The following is a 16,841-nucleotide window of genomic DNA, read 5'->3' as shown; positions in this document are numbered from 1 at the left end:
TTAAAGTAAATTTTGAGATATGCGTCGAATAATAGCATGCTTGGGAATGGAAATAATGCCTTGCTTGATTATTAATTATGATGACTTATATGCTGATACTTTCTTTTGTTACCTTTTTTAATACTAATCACTCGATTTTCTTTTAATAGTATTCCTAGGATACTATAAGTCAAATAATCTTTTTGTTTGCCTTCATTATCACTTTGCAAACCTAAGTAGTGTGCTGCATCTGAATTGGTAATACCTGTAGGGTTGGTTTTTGAAAGCTCTTCTATACTGTCTTTTAAAAGATTTAGTCCTATTTGGGCTTTTTCCAATATGCCGTTAGGTACATTTATATTTTTTTGGATTTTACGGTCTAGCCCTTTAGGGATAACAGTATTATATAAGCAACCACCTGTATTGACTGTGCCAAAACTTGCTATCAACTCTGACTCAATCTTTAGAGCTTGGCTCTCAGTTAAGTTATTCACTAATGTTGAGATTATAACTTGATGACCTTCATTTAAAATTTCTTGTATAAACATTCCTTTTTGAGTGTTATCTATTTGTGTAATGTGATCAGATGAGCGGCTACCAGTGCCTTTGCCAATATAAAATATCTGTGCTGGGTTTGTTCTAGGATCTTTTAGTGCATAAACGTAGTAAGAATAACTCAACTCACTCTCCTTATATTCAAACTTTTAGTTAAACTCTTGGTATAGCATTTAGTAATATTTCTTGAGGGATAGAATCCTGTGAGCACGCTTCAACACCATACCCCAAAAACTCTAACGCCTTAATCAATAGCTCACTAGCATTTTCAGCTTCTATAGCTTTTGCACCATGCTGTTTGCAAAGTTTATCGCCGTTTTTATCCAATGCTAATGGCAGATGATAATAGTCAGGTGGTGTTGCCTTTAAAGCTTCATATAGCCTTAATTGACGCGGTGTTGAATCAAGAATATCTAGACCACGGACGATTTGGTTAATCCCTTGGTCAATATCATCGACTACTACCGCTAATTGATAGGCTATAAGGCCATCTTTGCGTTTGATAATAAAATCTTCGTCGTAAATGGATTGATCAAATTGGCAATGGCCTTGAATACCATCATTAAAAGAGTAATCAGCTTTTCCATGACGCATTCGCCATGCCACATCATCAATTTTAGTCGCTGCTAAATTCTTATCAGCGCAAACATTGGTATAGATTCGATCTTCTCGCTGAGCAAAGATTTGTTTACGAGTGCAATCACAGGCATAAACCAGATCTTGCAGTTTTAAATCGTTAAGGATTTCTTCATAGCGGTCGAGCCGAGTGCTTTGGTAAAGCACTTCGCCATCCCATTCAAAGCCAAAGGCTTCTAGCTGGCGTAAAATCTGATCGGCAGCGCCAGCAACTTCGCGCGGCGGATCTATATCTTCAATCCGCACTAACCATTTTCCGCCATTGGCTTTAGCAATTAGATAGGAACCAACGGCAGCGATGAGCGAGCCAAAATGGAGTGGGCCAGAAGGCGAGGGCGCGAAGCGGCCAATAACGGGTTTACTTGGAGTCATTGGCCTTTGGGTTCGCTTTGGAATTAACCGTATTGACGCTCTTTAATTTCGTCAAGGGTTTTGCAGTCGATACACATTTCTGCAGTTGGACGCGCTTCTAGACGGCGAATACCGATCTCGATACCGCAAGATTCGCAGAAACCGTATTCTTCATCATCAATTTTGATGATCGATTGGGTGATTTTCTTGAGCAACTTGCGTTCGCGATCACGAGTGCGCAGCTCTAAAGAAAATTCTTCTTCTTGGGAAGCGCGATCCACTGGATCAGGGAAGTTGGCCGCTTCATCTTGCATGTGATGCACAGTGCGATCCACTTCTTCCATCAATTGCTTTTTCCAAGTGTCTAAAATGGTACGAAAGTGCTCATACTGAGCATCGTTCATGTAATCTTCGCCTTTTTTCTCGGAGTAAGGCTTAATTCCTAGTTTTTCTAGGGTTGCATTAGTTGCAGCTTTTTTTCTTGGCATCTAATCAATGCTCCATAAAAATGGTAAAACAGTCACTTCTGGCTAGTTATTGTCGCCTCTGTTGCGGGCAAGACTTAAAATAGCAAACAGGGATATTATCCCTCTCAATGACAATTGAAAAGCGCTATTTTCGAAAAAATCGACAAATTTACCGCTTCATGTCCTAAATCATTGATTTATTTAAAAATAAATGGCAATGAATCTTGCAGAATTATTTCTGCGGGGCTGATATGGGTGCGGTAGCAAAGGATTTCAACCCCAGCATCAAGCGCTTGGCCTAATAATTGGGCATATTGAGGATCGATATGGGCGGCGGGACTGACCGATTTGATGCCCGAATGCTGCACTAAAAACAACAAAACTGCTCGATGGCCTGCTTGAGCCAGGGTGGTAAGCTCGCGTAAATGCTTTTGCCCGCGAGTAGACACTGCATCGGGGAAAAAACCATGACCTTGATCCAGCGCTTTGCCGTCAACCGTTGCTTCAAGCAGGGTCACGGTTTTAATTTCTACATAACAGTCGGGTTTGTTATTAGCGGTGAGTAACAAATCTATGCGGCTATTTTCCTCGCCATATTTTATTTCTTGTTGGATCGACGAGTAGCTTTGTAGCTCTTCGATTACTCCATTGTTAATCCCTTCCACCACGATTGGATTGGCTAGATGAGTGTTGAGACATAACCAATGCTGATCTTGAGAGTCAGTCGCTTTAATATGGCTGGAAATCCAAGTGTATTGGTATTTGCGCTTAGGGTTTTGCGAGTCGAGCAAATAAACCCTATCGCCCTCCGACCAGCAGTTTTTCATGGAGCCGGTATTAGGACAATGAACAGTAAATTCGCCCAGTTGAGCATGGCGAACATCCGCTAGAAAACGTTTGTAGCGCTTGATTAGAGTTGCTGCTAGCAGCGGGGATGAGAATTTCATAATTTATTTTTTGAGATCAGAAACTCCTGCGAAAGCCGGAGCCTATTAACTTATGGCTTCGGCGGATAAACGGAAAAAATCGTTTCTTCAGGGCTCATTTTCACAGGGGCAAATTCATAACCTTTGTTTTGTCCATACCCAATCAGGGCGCCATAAAACTTCTCCACTTGCTCAAAGGATTCCAGTTTGGTGGATACGAGGCAGGTCTCGGATTTACATTCTACTGTTAATTCATCAGCAACTTTAATGCCTTCGTTTGGGTAAATCTCTTGCGTAATTAAATTATACAGTAGTTGCTCTTGAGTATAGGCCCAGCTGGCATCCAGTACTGGCTCAGACTTGAAATCTGCTAAGACTTTGTCACTGTTTTGCCCAAAGCGATTGGGTTTAGCTTTTTTGATTTCTTGCGACTGAATTTCCTGCGGTTCATTAGCTTCTGATGTTTGCTGTTGGTTTTTAGCTTGGCTTGAAAGTACCGGTTTTTCCGCTTTAGTTTTTGTGGCAGCCTTTGCTTTAACCACCACTGGCGGCGCTGAACTGGTGGGCGTTTTGCTCAAGTTATAAACGGTGTAGCTAATAACGATAGCGATAATGGCTAGGGTTAGGGCAATTTTAGCCAGTAATAATTTGTTCATGAATTCGCTCCGTGAAAAGGATGAGTAGGGCAGAGATTGATGAAAAGCGCTATTCGGCTACAAACACCTTGCCGTTTTCGACTTCCAACTTAACGTCAGACAAACGCGCCCCAGCGCAAGGCCCTGCGACACAATTACCGGTTTCTGGCTCGAATAGGGCGCCATGAGTAAAGCACATCAGATAGGCCTCGTCGTCGGTCATAAACTGATCTTCTTGCCAATTGAGATCGGTTCCGGCATGCGGACAGCGATTAATATAGCCGTACACTTCCAAGCCACGGCGAACCACAATTAGGGTGCGCTCTTGATTAGGGTTGGGGTGCGGATAAGCCTTGGCTTGGCCGTCTTCAATATCCGTGACCATACAAATGTGTGACATAGGGTTTCCTCTTTGCAACCAACAAAGGCTTTTCTAATGCGCGTTAAATATGCGATAGTCGCCATTAGAGTTAAATTCTACCAATAATGCTTTGCGACGCAACCGCTGTGGTTGTTTAAGTGGGTAGCTTTAGGTAAGTAGGTTTGAGCACTCTAAGAATCATAGCGAATAACAATTAGGGAACATTCTGCGAATATGAAGTCATTAATAATACTGGTTGCTTTGTTGGCTTTTGGTTATGCCGTCTACACCAGCATATTTTATCTATTGCAAAGAAAACTCCTGTTTCCGCTGCACGAACTGCCACCGGCTAACGAACAGTTAATTAAAGATTCTGGCGGCGAATTGATTGAATTGCAGTTTTCCCAAGGGATATTTGAAATTGCTTACCTGCCGAGCTTAAAGCCCGCGGAGCTGCCAGCGCCGGTGATTATGTTGGCTCATGGCAATGGTAATATTATGGACTCTTGGGCGCCAAGCATGGACTTTATGCGTAACCGCGGTTTCGCGGTGGTGTTAGTGGAATATCCCGGTTATGGCCGCTCGCAAGGCAAGCCCAGCTATCAGTCGATCAAAGAATGCATGGCGATTGCTTATCGCTGGATTTTTCAGCAGCCGCAACTTGATCCAAACAATATCACTTTGATCGGCCGCTCTATGGGCGGTGGCGCCATTCTGTCGTTATTTGACGGTGCGATTGATACTGATTCGGGTGAATCGAACCAACCGCGCCGACTGGTACTAATGTCCACTTATTCCAGCGTTAAGGATTTGGCCAAAGAGCGCTGGCTACCGCCTTTTTTGATTAAAGATCCTTTCGATAACCTTACTCAGCTGGCTAAGTTTAATGGCAAGTCGTATCTCATTCATGGCGATAAGGACAAAATCGTGCCTTTTGCCTCGTTGGGTAAATTATTAGCAGTGGCCAAAGATGCCAAACATAAGGTGTATTCGGGCGGGCACAATGATATTCCAGACGATTGGCCGCAATTTTGGCGCGATGTTGCTGATTTTATTGAGAATTAGCCAAGCTTTGGCGGATACTTTTACTGATACTTTGCTAACGCTAGTGTAAAATAACGCCATTAAAGTTTGAGCAACCAAAGATTTAACCAATTGATGACGGACAATAGTCGCTTGCAAGCCAAGCTCCCCACCCCTTACGCGGATTTTACCATCCACGCGCTCGATCTGGGCGATGGTAAAGAGCATGTGGCTTTGACTCTGGGACAATGGCAACAAGCCGAGGCGGTCTTAACTCGGATCCATTCGGAGTGTTTAACTGGCGATGCGCTTTTTAGTTTGCGCTGTGACTGTGGTTTTCAGCTGAATGCGGCGCTGCAAAAAATTGCCGAAGCGGGTGTTGGGGTTTTGCTTTATTTACGCCAAGAAGGTCGCGGCATTGGCTTAACCAATAAGATCCGTGCTTATTCGTTGCAAGATCAAGGCATGGATACGGTCGAAGCCAATGAACATTTAGGCTTTGGCGCTGATGAGCGTGATTTTAAGGTGGCGGCTAAGGCTTTACAGCAATTGGAAATTGAGCAAATTCGTTTGATGACCAACAATCCGCGTAAAGTCAGCTCCATGATCGAAGCGGGGATTGACGTTTCCGAGCGGGTTGCCTTGCAGTTTGGCGAAAATCCGCATAATCAAGGTTATCTCTCCACCAAGCAATCCAAGCTGGGACACTTGTTCAATAAATAGTGTTTAACACATAACGTTTGAATAAATGCGGTTTAACTAAATAGCCTCCCAGCAATACAGAATTAAGGAATTTTATGAGCTTACAAGTTTTTCTATCCGAGCAAGAAGCAACCAACGTTTGGCAAGGCAATCTGATCAGCTATGGCGATAACAGTGCGACCATCCATAGCTTGGAGGCCGAAGCGATCCAAATGGCAGCACGTAAACTGGTCGCCAACGGAGTATCCGATTTTGAGTTGCAAGGTGATTGGTCGCTGGAAGCTCAATGGGGATTTTTTCAAGGCTCTTACGATCCTAAAGTGGATACGCAAATTGCTTATGCTGAACTCGTCGATGAGGATAGCCACGAGCTGGATAGCCGAGTGCAAGTTAGTCGCTGGATGCGCTCGATTGTTAATGAAACGCCGGAAGTGTTGGCGCCGCAGGTGTTGGCTGAAGAAGCAGCTGAATTTATCCAAAGCTTAGCGCCTGAGCAGGTGAGCTATGAAATTGTTGCTGGTGAAGATTTAGCCGAAGCGGGCCATATTGGTACCTGGGAAGTAGGCCGTGGCAGCACCCGTCCACCTGCCTTGTTAAAATTAGTATTTAACCCCACTGAACTGGACAATCCTACTCCAAGCGCGGCCTTAGTTGGCAAGGGCATTACCTTTGATAGCGGTGGCTACAGCATCAAACCCAGCACTGGCATGCTACACATGAAAGCAGATATGGGCGGTGCAGCCACAGTTACTGGAGCTTTAGGTTTAGCCATTTTGCGTGGGCTGGATAAGCCAGTGCATCTGTATTTATGCTGTGCGGAAAACCTGATAAGTGGGCATGCTTACAAACTCGGCGATATTTTGACCTATCCCAATGGCGTTACTGTTGAAATTCAGAATACCGACGCGGAAGGGCGTATTGTATTGGCCGATGGCTTATTACTAGCGTCAGAGTCTGGCGCGCCAACGATTATTAATGCTGCGACTCTAACCGGTGCCGCTGTAACCGCTTTGGGCGAAGATTATAATGCGGTGTTTGCGCTTGATGACGATGCGCGGAGTGATTTTTTAACTGCTGCTCAGGCTGAAAATGAGCGCCACTGGCCTTTACCGCTAGAGACTTTCCATGCCAACAAATGCCCCTCTAATTTTGCCGATACTGCCAATAGTCGTGCAGTAAAGGGTGGCGGCCCGGGCGGCGCTTCCAATGCAGCGGGTTTCTTATCGAGGTTTGTCCGCGATCAAGGTAAAGGCTGGGTCCATCTAGATCTCGCCGCGGCCTATAACGACAGTGCTACCAAAAAATGGTCTGCAGGTGGCACTGGACAAGGTTTTAGAAGTATTGCAAGACAGTTAATTGGCTAAAGTGATAGTTACGCAAAGGTGTGTGTTAAAGCCCGTTACAAGCGAAGAACAAGAATTTTTTTACAGGCTGTTTTCTGATGAAGCAGTAATGAAATGGATTGGTCGTCCCTGGACTGGTGAGCAACTTGACTCAGCTTGGTCTCAGTTTTTGAGTAATTCTGAAAGTAAGTTGTGGTTGATACAGGGAAGTGAAAAACAAGCTTATGGTTTTGTTTCTTTAATTAAAGAGTCTAGAGAAGGCTCCTTTCAAATGGGGACGGTGCTTAAAGAAGCTAAACAACGCAAAGGTTTGGCAACAGAGGTTATGTCAGCGTTAATGAGCTTTGGGAAAGAACATTTAAATGCAAAAGTCATTAATGTTAGATTTAAACAAGAGCATCTTGCATCCTTAAATTTAGTTGTAAAATTAGGTTTTTCTAAATTTAAGGAGTGCAACAAATGGCAGTATTGGAGAAAAAAGCTTGTCTAGTGGCGGTCAATTGGTTTGTGTGGGTTTAGGGATGACGCTAGGGGCTCATATTACCCCTGCGGCAAAGTACCAAGTAGAAAGTGCCGATATCGTATTTGTAGCAGCATCCAGTAAATTAGTAGAGCAGTGGGTGGAAAGCCTCAATACTCACGTAATCAGTTTACAAAAATTCTACAAGGCAGGGAAACCTAGACAGGAAACTTATCGTGAAATGACGGAGGCCTTACTTGAAGGAGTCAGGGCCGGCATGAAAGTCTGTGGTGCATTTTATGGTCATCCGTGTGTTTTTGCTTTATCTCCAAGGAAAGCTATCGAAATAGCAAAAAGAGAGGGCTTTAAAGCTTATATGGAGCCAGGTATATCTGCGGAGGCATGCCTTTATGCTGACCTATGTTTAGATCCTGGCGAGACGGGCTGCCAACATTTCGAAACTAGTCAGTTTATGAAGTATGAGCGTAAAGTTGATACTAGTGCTCTATTAATACTTTGGCAAATTGGTTTGGCTGGGGATTTTAGGTCTGAAGCATTTTCTACTAATAAAAAAAATATTGAGATGTTAGTAAAAATATTATCTCGTTATTATCCTCTTAGTCATGAGGTTATAATATACGAAGCTCGCCTTTTAAAGATTAGCTCTATTCGAGAAGAAAAGGTTAAGCTTTTAGACTTGGCTGAAGCATGTTTTACTATGAATAGCACGCTAGTCATTCCGCCATGTAAGAGGTTAATTGACAGCAACCACTAATATAGTGTCAAATAAGGCCTAGTTACTAAAATAGGAGAAAAAGATGGCTAATATAATAAAGTTTCTTGAAGAAGCTGGGGTACGAGGAGAGTTAATATCAAAAGAAGAACTTCTAGATTTAGCGGTAAAGCATGGTTTAGATGAAGCTTTACTTGATGAAATATCATCAGGTAACTTAAAAAGTTTAAGTTTGAGTGATAACATATATGCTATTTTAATGCCTGCTGAAGATGACGAGGATGATGACTCTGAAGAGTCTGAAGATATCAGATCTATTGCCTAAATGCATAAAGCTTTAAGGTTCTGTTTTCTAAAAACCCCATATGTATACATATGGGGTTTGTTCGTTTTTATTGGTTTTACTTCACTTAACGCTACTGTTAAAGCTGAAGAGTTTTCGCATATTTTAAAAACAGCTGATAGTCTAAGAAGCTCAGATCCTCAAAGAGCAATAAAAATTTTAAAAGATATATCTGCACATGAATCCAAACTAACAGATGAAGAGCGCCTTTATCTTAAGTATTTAGAAGGCTATATGAGTGGATACTTAGGGCAGTATGAAAAAGCTATAAGTTTATACACAGAAGTCCTAAGTGAAAGTAAGAATTTAGACCTAAATTTTCGAACAGGGACTTCTCTTGTCAATATATATGCTCTACAAAGAAAATACACCCTTGGACTCCAGCAATTAGAATCGGACTTAAAGCAATTAGACAAACTTCAGAATACCGAGGTTCGCGAGCATGGTTTGGGCGTGGCAGCGATTTTTTATAACCAAGTAGGTATGCATTCGGAAGCACTTAAATATGCAAATATTCTGCTAAGAGAAGCAAAAGCAGAAAGAAATCAATGTGTAGCTCTTCATTTAATAAAAGAAGCACATTTTTATTTGGAAACATTGAATTTCGATTCGGGTGCGTTCAAAAAAGATAGGAATAAATGTTATCAGGCAAACGAAAAGGTAATAGCTAATCATATTTTAGCGACGGAGGCAAAGTATCACCTTAGTTTGGGAGATAACAAAACAGTTGTGGAATTGCTCTCTGGTTTAGAAGCCGAGGTTGGTGATACCAAATATACTAGGCTTATATCAGAATATAACAGCTTATTATCTACAGCCCATTTCAACTTAAACAATTACGATGCATCTCAAAAGCATGCCAAATTGGCCTTAGAAAATATGTCGGATGCATCATTTTCGAAATCAGTAGTTGATGCATTTTATTATTTGTCTTTAATTAGCGAAGTCAATGGACAGTATAGTGACGCGCTAGAATATCATAAGAAATATACCGAAGCAGAGAATGCTTATATAGATGATATAACTGCTAAGCAATTTGCCTATCAATACGTAAAGCAGCAAACTAGTGAAAAGATAAAAGAAATTAAATTGCTCAACAAACAAAACGAAGTATTAAAACTTGAGCAAGATCTTGCCAAGCAGGAGGCAAAGAATCATAAGCTTATTGTTTTATTGCTGACCTTCTTTCTTGCGACTTTAGCGTTCTGGGCTTATCGGGTTAAACGAAATCATGTTAAGTTAAAGCGCCAGTCGGAAATTGATGTTTTAACAGGAGTGAGTTCTCGTCATCATTTTTATTACGTATCACGCAAAACGCTTGAGCTGAGTAAAAACGCTGAACATGAAGTAAGCTTTATTTTGTTCGACATGGATGGGTTTAAGTCGGTCAATGACAATTATGGCCACTTGGTCGGTGATTGGGTGCTTAAGAAAGCGGTTGAAGTTTGCCGCCCATGTTGGCGCAGTAATGATATCGTGGGGCGTTTGGGCGGCGAAGAGTTTGCCATCATGCTACCTAACTGCGATTTAACTAAAGCGGTACAAATTGCTGAAGCGAGCCGTCAGGCGATTGAAGCCATTGATACTTCTGATTCAGGGCATATATTCAAAATTTCAGCCAGTTTTGGTGTGACTACTAGCAAGGTTTCGGGGCATCAACTGCAAGAGTTAATCGCCGATGCGGATAGAATTATGTATCAGGCCAAGGCTGCTGGTAAGAATCAAGTATTGCAGGTTTCTCAAAAGCAATAATTTGCCATATTTCATCATGATCCAGTGATAACAAAGTCGTAAGGACTTTGTTAATATGGCCTTATTATCATTTTCTCGTCAAATTCAATGACAGCTAAGAAGTCAAAAAATAAAGCCAAATCGCAAAAAACATGGCGGCAAAAATTTAAAAGCTTATTTTGGAAGCTGATTCTGCTTGCTAGTGCATTCTTATTCATTTTAGTGATCTATTCAGATGCACAGATTAAAAAGCAGTTTGAAGGCAAGCGCTGGCAGTTGCCCGCAAAAGTTTATTCGCAGCCGCTAGAATTAGCCGAAGGCAAATCCTTAACTCCTACTCGCCTAAAGCAAGAGCTGGAGCTTTTAGGTTATCGTAAGACGGTTAAAGCAACCCGACCTGGTGATTACGAGCAATACGGCGATTATTTTTATATCTATGTACGCCCTTTTAAATTCTGGGATGAAGCCTTTGAAGCTAGTGAAGTCGCTTTTAATTTGTCAGGTGCCAAGGTGGCGCAGTTGCGCGATCATGTAAATGGTGAGCCGCTTCAATTTGCCCGCCTCGATCCATTGTTAATAGGTCAAATTTACCCCAATCATCAAGAAGATCGTTTGTTGGTCAAGTTGGAACAAGTTCCAGAAAGTTTAAAGCAAGCTTTGTTGGTTACTGAAGATAGAGATTTCTACGATCATATGGGGATCTCTTTTAAGGGTATTGCGCGCGCCGTTTGGTATAACCTGAATAATGACGGCCGTGCTCACGGTGGCAGCACCATTACTCAGCAACTGGTCAAAAACTATTTCTTAACGCGCGAAAGAAGCTTGTGGCGTAAATTCCGTGAAGCGATCATGTCGGTTATTTTAGAGGTTCGGTATGAAAAAGACGAGATTCTGCAGGCCTACTTCAACGAAGTGTTTTTTGGTCAAGAGCGCAACCGCGCTATTCATGGCGTAGGGCTTGCTAGTCACTATTTCTTTGACAAAGACATATCAAATTTAACACCAGCGCAATCGGCGTTACTGGTGGCAATCTTAAAAGGACCTTCTTCTTTTGATCCTTATCGTAAACCTGAGAGTGCCATAAAGCGCCGCAACTTGGTTTTATCCTTGATGCAACAAGCGGGTTATTTAACCGAACAAGAATACCAAGAACAAATTGTTACTACTTTGGCAGTAGTAAAAAAACCGAAGCTTCGTTTATCAAAAGTTCCGGCTTTTATGGATTTGGTCAAACGCCAATTGAAACAAAACTATTCAGAAGAAGAGTTAAACTCGGAAGGTTTGAGAATCTTTACCAGTCTCGATCCAGTTACTCAGCGTTATTTAGAAAAGCGGATTGACAGTTCGGTTAGCCAAATTGAAAAGCAACGTGGGATAAAAGCAGGTAGCCTACAAACGGCAATGCTAATAACAGAAGCTAACAGCGGTAAAATTTTAGCCTTGGTTGGCGACCGTAAAGAGGGTTTTTCCGGTTTTAATCGAGCGCTTGATGCGAAACGACAAATTGGTTCGGTGATTAAGCCATTTGTGTTAGCGGCGGCACTTAATAAAAAGCCTAATATGCAATTGAATAGTATGGTTCAAGATAGTCCGATTAGCTTGAAACAAAGAGATGGCTCAAGTTGGCAACCCAAAAATTATGATAATAAATTTCATGGTAATGTGACTTTATTTGAGGCGATGACTAGATCTTACAATATCCCTATCATCAAGCTGGGGCAGCAGGTGGGGCTAGATACGGTTGCAGACTTTATTGAACAAGCGGGTGCCAAAGACGTCCGGGCTTTAGATGCCTTACCATTGGGCGTTTTAGAATTATCGCCGCTTGAACTGACTGAACTTTATCAAACTATAGCCAGCGGCGGTTTAAAAATTAGACCTTCGGCTATCGAGGCAGTCACCAATAACAAAGGGCAACTGCTGGAGCGCTATCCAATTAATGCTGAAATGGTGATGAGCGATATTCACAATTATTTGATCAAGGCCAACCTGATGGAAGTGGCTAAAACTGGCACTGCCAAGCAGCTCAAGCAGCGCATACCTTGGACTCAGTTTGCAGGAAAAACTGGCACCACTAACGATTTAAAAGACTCTTGGTTTGTCGGCTTTAGCGAGCAGCACCTAGGCGTAGTTTGGGTTGGGCGTGATGATAATCAGTCTGCCAATATCAGCGGCTCTACGGCGGCCTTGCCAGTTTTTGTGGATATTTTTGAAGGAGTGAATACGGAGTCATTAAAATTGGGTTACCAACCGGAAATCGAGTGGCAATTGATCGATTTGAATAGTGGTAAGTTAGCCGGTGACGGTTGTCAACGAACGGCGAGTATTCCTTTTAGTTACGGCAAAGCGCCAACTGAAAAAGCCAATTGTGGAGCCTATTAATGTTTGAATTAGATAAGCGACTGGCAAGCGATACAGTGCCGATCGGTGACTTAGCTTTATGCCGATTGTTGCTCATGAATGATAGTCAGTATCCGTGGATAATTTTGGTTCCAAAAGTCCAAGATACAACAGAAATTTCCCAACTTAATGATGAGCAAAGAAGCATTCTAGCGGGCGAGTCGAACGATGTTGCTCAGCTTTTAATGCAAGAGTTTGCTGGCGATAAAATGAATATCGCTGCTTTGGGTAATGTGGTTTCGCAATTGCACATTCATCATATAGTGCGCTATCAATCGGATAAAGCTTGGCCAGCGCCAGTCTGGGGAGCTTATCCTGCAACGCCTTATTCGGAAGAGGAGCTAACACAACTCAAGCAAAGATTAGGCAAGCTTTTTTCTAATGTAAAAAATTTTGAGAGCTATCAATAAACAAAAAGAGCTTTTAATAAGCTCTTTTTATCGACTAAATGACACTAGGGACGTTTAAAATTAAAATACGGATTCTCTAACCATTCTACTTGAATGTTTTCAGGTAGGTTTTTAATCGCCTCGGCTACTGCCTTGGAGAAGTTCGTCAGATTTTCAATATCAATCACGCTCATATCATCGTTCACTTGATGATAATGTTGCTGGCCTTTCCAAATGGAGATGGCGTGCATTGGAATACCTTGAATATCGGCTTTTTGGCCTTGACGGAATACTTGCTCTCTTTTCTCACGACTCAAGTCCATCAAGGCGAAAGCGGCATTATCAGAACGCAAAAATAACATTTGTTGAGCGAAGGGATCTTCGCCTAGTTGCCAACCCTGTTGAGCCATTTGTTGCTTTAAAATAGGGTATAAAGAGGAATAAGCAAAGCCGGTCATCCAAGCCGTATTTTTCTCACTCTTGGAGCCTACCAGTTCGAACATTACGCCAGATTCAATTTTGCTAAGATCGACTAATGGGTTTTGCACAAAATATTTTGATCCTTGTAAGCCTAACTCTTCGGCGTCCCAAGCAGCAATAATGATATTAAAAGGTAGTTTTTCGGCTTTAGCCAGCTCGCGTGCGATGAGTAACGAAGCAACCACACCACTGGCATCATCATCAGCACCATTAAAAATCTGATCGCCTTCTAGTTTTGGATTAACCCCAACGTGATCGTAGTGAGCGCCAATGACAAAATAACGTTCATTGTCACAGCGGCAGTCTAAATAACCAATAATATTAGCAGCCTGAACATTGCCCTGTTTAGTTTTGGCCTCAAAGCTTTGGATTAGTGAACTAGCTTTTGGTAAAGGTTTAATACCTATTTGCTCGAACTGCTCTACTAGCCATTGTTGTATTTCTACCATGGGCGCCGAGCCAGTTGCGCGCCCTAATTTGTTATCAGCCGTCAGGTAAGCCATCATTTGCTCAGCGCTTAGACTGGACTGCAGTTTTGATGAAGAACTTGGTTGGGTAGCAGGTGCGTTGGTAGCGCAGGCGCTTAGTGCTAAACCGCCTATGCTTAAGGCGGTGAGGCAGGTTAGTAGTTTTTTCATTATGGCAAATACTCCGCTGAAATGGTTTCTAGTTCTAAAACCAGTTGTTGGGCATGTGACCAGTCTACCTTATCTACCGAGTCAATATTAGCGGCTAATTGTTGCAAAATGTTGGCCTGAGCCTCACCCCGAGATTGCGCCATTGCATAGGGGATATGATGGAACATCACCATCGAATAGCGCGGAATAAACTGATTGGGATATTTTTTTTCTAACTCGAAAGCGATAGCCTTTTTTAGATGAAATTTAGGATCGCGGACTGAGTCGCGCATTTCAACATAATTCTCTAAAGCCATATCGGCGATAGCATTGGCATTGGCAATTCGAGCTTGCTCAAAGGCTGGCATTACTTGTTGCCAATCGTCTTGGAAGCGGTTAAGCATCGAGTTGAGTTCCGAGCAGTCTTCAAAGCCACAGTTCATGCCTTGGCCATGAAAAGGAACGATCGCATGAGCCGCATCGCCAAAAATAAGGGTGTTTTTGTAATACCAATTGGTACTGCGGACTGTGCCTAAAATGCCTGTAGGGTTTTCAAAAAACAAATCGCTCAGATTTGGGATCAAATCGTAAGCATCACAAAAGTTTTGTTTGAAAAAGTCATCCACAGAAGCTTTATCCGTCAATTGCTCGAAGCTGGACTCGCCACCTTTGGGCATAAATAAGGTGACTGTGAAGTCGCCTTCGAGATTAGGTAGCGCCATTAACATATAGCCACCTCGAGGCCATATATGCAAAGCAGACTTTTCGATAAGATAGCTGCCCGCTTCCTCGGCGGGAATAGTGAGTTCTTTATAATTATGTGCCAATAACTCTGAACTAAATTCACCCAGTTCCTTTGACTCCATTAAGCGTCTCACCTTAGAGCCTGCCCCATCGGTTCCTAACAAAATATCGCAGTGATGCTGTTGATAAGTATCGTTAAGCCAATCATGCACACTGAGTATATTTTGTTCGAAATCAATATCATCAACCTTATGTTTAAAATGAAAAACCACCTTGCCAGTCGCTTCAGCTTCATCACGCAACAAACTCACCAAGCCAGCTCGCGACACCGAATAGATTACTTCTTCTGGTCTTTGGCCATAGGATTGAAATTGCAATTTTCCTTCAATATCATGCAGCATTCTACCTTTAACCGGAACTAATAGCTTTTCGACTTTATCCATGATGCCCACTTGTTGTAGAGGTCGAATACCGCGATTGGCTAACGCTAAATTGATTGAGCGTCCTGCGGGAATTTTTTCTTTGCGGATATCAGGAAGTTTTTCAAAAACGGTGACTTGATAGCCGCGTTGTCCCAAATAAATCGCCATCAGTGAACCGACTAAGCCTGCGCCAACGATAGTGATGTTTTTATCAAGTGTTGCAGCAATCATGAGTTAGGCCTCCAAGCTGCTTTTTAAGATGGTCACAAACTTATAGCAGTCTTCAAAAGAATTATACAAAGGCACTGGCGCAACACGGATCACATTCGGATAACGGAAATCACAAGTTACTCCCGCAGCTTCGATCCGATCAAAAACGGTTTTGCTGTCCAGCCCATGCAAATCTACCACTAAGGATAATTGACAACCGGAAGCAGCAGTTTCCTTGGGCGTTAAAATGGTGATATCTTGGCTTAACTCTTGCTCTAACAATTGGCGCAAGTAAGCGGCAAGCTTAATGCCTTTTGTTCGCAGGACTTGGATCCCGCCAGCCTGTTTAACGGTGTCTAGTGACGCCCGAATAGCGGCCAAAGAAAGAATCGGTGGGTTGGAGAGCTGCCAAGATTCGACCGATTCAATGGGCATAAAATTATTTTCCATCCGAAAGCGCGATTCTTTATCGTGTCCCCACCAGCCAGCAAATCGCGGTAATTCATTATTTAAAAAATCTTCTGCATTGTGGTGTTTTTCATGCACAAAGCAGCCTGCCACTGACCCCGGCCCTGAATTCAAATATTTATAAGAACACCAAGCAGCAAAATCCACATTCCAATCATGCAGTTGCATGGGGATATTGCCCGCCGCATGCGCTAGATCAAAGCCAACCTTACAGCCCTTGGCATGACCTGCTTTGGTGATGGCTTGCATGTCTAAGACTTGCCCAGTGTAATATTGAACACCGGGTAGCATGATTAAGGCAATTTCATCCCCTTGCTCGGCGATTAGCTTTAGAATATCCTCGGTGCGCAAGGTTGGCTCACCATCTCGCGGAGTTGCGAGCAACATAGACTCTTTCGGATCATGTCCGTGGTAACGAAGTTGTGACTCCACCGCATAGTGATCCGAGGGAAAGGCATGATCTTCAATAAGGATCTTATGGCGCTTGGCTGTTGGTCGATAAAATGAGACCATCATAAAGTGTAAATTGGCGGTTAAGGAGTTCATGCAAACCACTTCTGACTTTTTGGCGCCGACCAACTTAGCGGACTCTTCGGTCAGAAATTCGTGATAAGGCATCCATGGGAAATCACCCGAAAAGTGACCTTTAACGCCAAGTTTTTGCCACTGGCTTAACTCGTAGTTTAAATACTCTTGAGTACGCTTGGGTTGTAGGCCAAGCGAATTACCACAAAAGTAAATTTCATCCTCGCCATTGGCTTGCTTTGGAATATGAAATTCGTCACGCAGATGACTAATTGGATCTTGCGCATCTAATTGGCGGGCGTATTCCTGAGAAAATAATTCTTGTGAAAAAGTGGTCATAA

18 protein-coding genes are annotated in these 16,841 nt (G+C 42.7%); 9 read left to right on the top strand and 9 right to left on the bottom strand.

Annotation, left to right across the window (positions count from 1 at the left end):
- Positions 1-71: 71 nt before the first annotated feature.
- The 6 genes from NFS34_RS02485 to NFS34_RS02460 all read right to left on the bottom strand — a co-directional run bounded on the left by NFS34_RS02485 (position 72) and on the right by NFS34_RS02460 (position 3,949).
- Positions 72-659 (bottom strand): GIY-YIG nuclease family protein, encoded by a 588-nt coding sequence (locus NFS34_RS02485; RefSeq protein WP_251358295.1) that lies wholly within the window; start codon positions 657-659, stop codon positions 72-74.
- Positions 660-687: 28 nt separating this feature from the next.
- The gene (gene gluQRS, locus NFS34_RS02480; RefSeq protein WP_251358293.1) at positions 688-1,542 is read right to left on the bottom strand and encodes a tRNA glutamyl-Q(34) synthetase GluQRS; all 855 of its coding nucleotides are present in this window, start codon (positions 1,540-1,542) and stop codon (positions 688-690) included.
- A gap of 23 nt (positions 1,543-1,565) precedes the next feature.
- Entirely contained in the window at positions 1,566-2,009 is a 444-nt protein-coding gene (dksA, locus tag NFS34_RS02475; RefSeq protein ID WP_251358291.1) for an RNA polymerase-binding protein DksA, read from the bottom strand.
- A gap of 176 nt (positions 2,010-2,185) precedes the next feature.
- Entirely contained in the window at positions 2,186-2,935 is a 750-nt protein-coding gene (gene sfsA / locus NFS34_RS02470; RefSeq protein ID WP_251358289.1) for a DNA/RNA nuclease SfsA, read from the bottom strand.
- 50 nt (positions 2,936-2,985) lie between these two features.
- Positions 2,986-3,570 (bottom strand): hypothetical protein, encoded by a 585-nt coding sequence (locus NFS34_RS02465; protein ID WP_251358287.1) that lies wholly within the window; start codon positions 3,568-3,570, stop codon positions 2,986-2,988.
- Between the two features lie 49 nt (positions 3,571-3,619).
- Positions 3,620-3,949: a Rieske (2Fe-2S) protein gene (locus tag NFS34_RS02460; protein ID WP_251358286.1), complete on the bottom strand. Its 330-nt coding sequence runs from the start codon at positions 3,947-3,949 to the stop codon at positions 3,620-3,622.
- 195 nt (positions 3,950-4,144) lie between these two features.
- On the opposite strand from NFS34_RS02460, the gene NFS34_RS02455 reads away from it, so the two are divergent.
- The 9 genes from NFS34_RS02455 to NFS34_RS02415 all read left to right on the top strand — a co-directional run bounded on the left by NFS34_RS02455 (position 4,145) and on the right by NFS34_RS02415 (position 13,055).
- The gene (locus NFS34_RS02455) at positions 4,145-4,975 is read left to right on the top strand and encodes an alpha/beta hydrolase (protein WP_251358284.1); all 831 of its coding nucleotides are present in this window, start codon (positions 4,145-4,147) and stop codon (positions 4,973-4,975) included.
- Between the two features lie 93 nt (positions 4,976-5,068).
- Positions 5,069-5,656 (top strand): GTP cyclohydrolase II, encoded by a 588-nt coding sequence (gene ribA / locus NFS34_RS02450; protein ID WP_376707952.1) that lies wholly within the window; start codon positions 5,069-5,071, stop codon positions 5,654-5,656.
- A gap of 74 nt (positions 5,657-5,730) precedes the next feature.
- Entirely contained in the window at positions 5,731-6,999 is a 1,269-nt protein-coding gene (gene pepB, locus NFS34_RS02445) for an aminopeptidase PepB (RefSeq protein WP_251358281.1), read from the top strand.
- Positions 7,000-7,021: 22 nt separating this feature from the next.
- Entirely contained in the window at positions 7,022-7,468 is a 447-nt protein-coding gene (locus tag NFS34_RS02440) for a GNAT family N-acetyltransferase (protein ID WP_251358279.1), read from the top strand.
- Positions 7,461-8,213: an SAM-dependent methyltransferase gene (locus NFS34_RS02435; RefSeq protein ID WP_251358277.1), complete on the top strand. Its 753-nt coding sequence runs from the start codon at positions 7,461-7,463 to the stop codon at positions 8,211-8,213. Before NFS34_RS02440 ends, NFS34_RS02435 begins: the two co-directional genes overlap by 8 nt.
- Before the next feature lie 43 nt (positions 8,214-8,256).
- Positions 8,257-8,496: a hypothetical protein gene (locus NFS34_RS02430; RefSeq protein WP_251358275.1), complete on the top strand. Its 240-nt coding sequence runs from the start codon at positions 8,257-8,259 to the stop codon at positions 8,494-8,496.
- A complete protein-coding gene (locus NFS34_RS02425; RefSeq protein ID WP_251358274.1) occupies positions 8,497-10,266 on the top strand; it encodes a diguanylate cyclase in 1,770 nt (589 codons plus the stop codon).
- Positions 10,267-10,353: 87 nt separating this feature from the next.
- Positions 10,354-12,627: a penicillin-binding protein 1B gene (mrcB, locus tag NFS34_RS02420; protein WP_251358273.1), complete on the top strand. Its 2,274-nt coding sequence runs from the start codon at positions 10,354-10,356 to the stop codon at positions 12,625-12,627.
- Positions 12,627-13,055, top strand: coding sequence for an HIT domain-containing protein (locus tag NFS34_RS02415; RefSeq protein WP_251358271.1), 429 nt, complete (start codon positions 12,627-12,629; stop codon positions 13,053-13,055). The genes mrcB and NFS34_RS02415 overlap by 1 nt, the downstream gene beginning before the upstream one ends.
- 44 nt (positions 13,056-13,099) lie before the next feature.
- Here NFS34_RS02415 and NFS34_RS02410 read toward each other — a convergent pair whose 3' ends face one another.
- The 3 genes from NFS34_RS02410 to kynU are packed head-to-tail and all read right to left on the bottom strand — an operon-like array spanning position 13,100 to position 16,839.
- Entirely contained in the window at positions 13,100-14,152 is a 1,053-nt protein-coding gene (locus NFS34_RS02410) for a M28 family metallopeptidase (protein ID WP_251358270.1), read from the bottom strand.
- Positions 14,152-15,528 carry an NAD(P)/FAD-dependent oxidoreductase gene (locus tag NFS34_RS02405; RefSeq protein ID WP_251358268.1) on the bottom strand — a complete coding sequence of 459 codons (1,377 nt, stop codon included), beginning with the start codon at positions 15,526-15,528 and terminating at the stop codon, positions 14,152-14,154. The genes NFS34_RS02410 and NFS34_RS02405 overlap by 1 nt, the downstream gene beginning before the upstream one ends.
- 3 nt (positions 15,529-15,531) lie before the next feature.
- Positions 15,532-16,839 carry a kynureninase gene (gene kynU, locus NFS34_RS02400; RefSeq protein WP_251358266.1) on the bottom strand — a complete coding sequence of 436 codons (1,308 nt, stop codon included), beginning with the start codon at positions 16,837-16,839 and terminating at the stop codon, positions 15,532-15,534.
- Positions 16,840-16,841 lie beyond the last annotated feature (2 nt).

The organism is Kangiella sp. TOML190, from assembly GCF_023706045.1.
Classification (GTDB): domain Bacteria; phylum Pseudomonadota; class Gammaproteobacteria; order Enterobacterales; family Kangiellaceae; genus Kangiella.
Note: the sequence above shows the minus strand (reverse complement) of the source record. Positions and strands in the feature narration are given on the sequence as shown.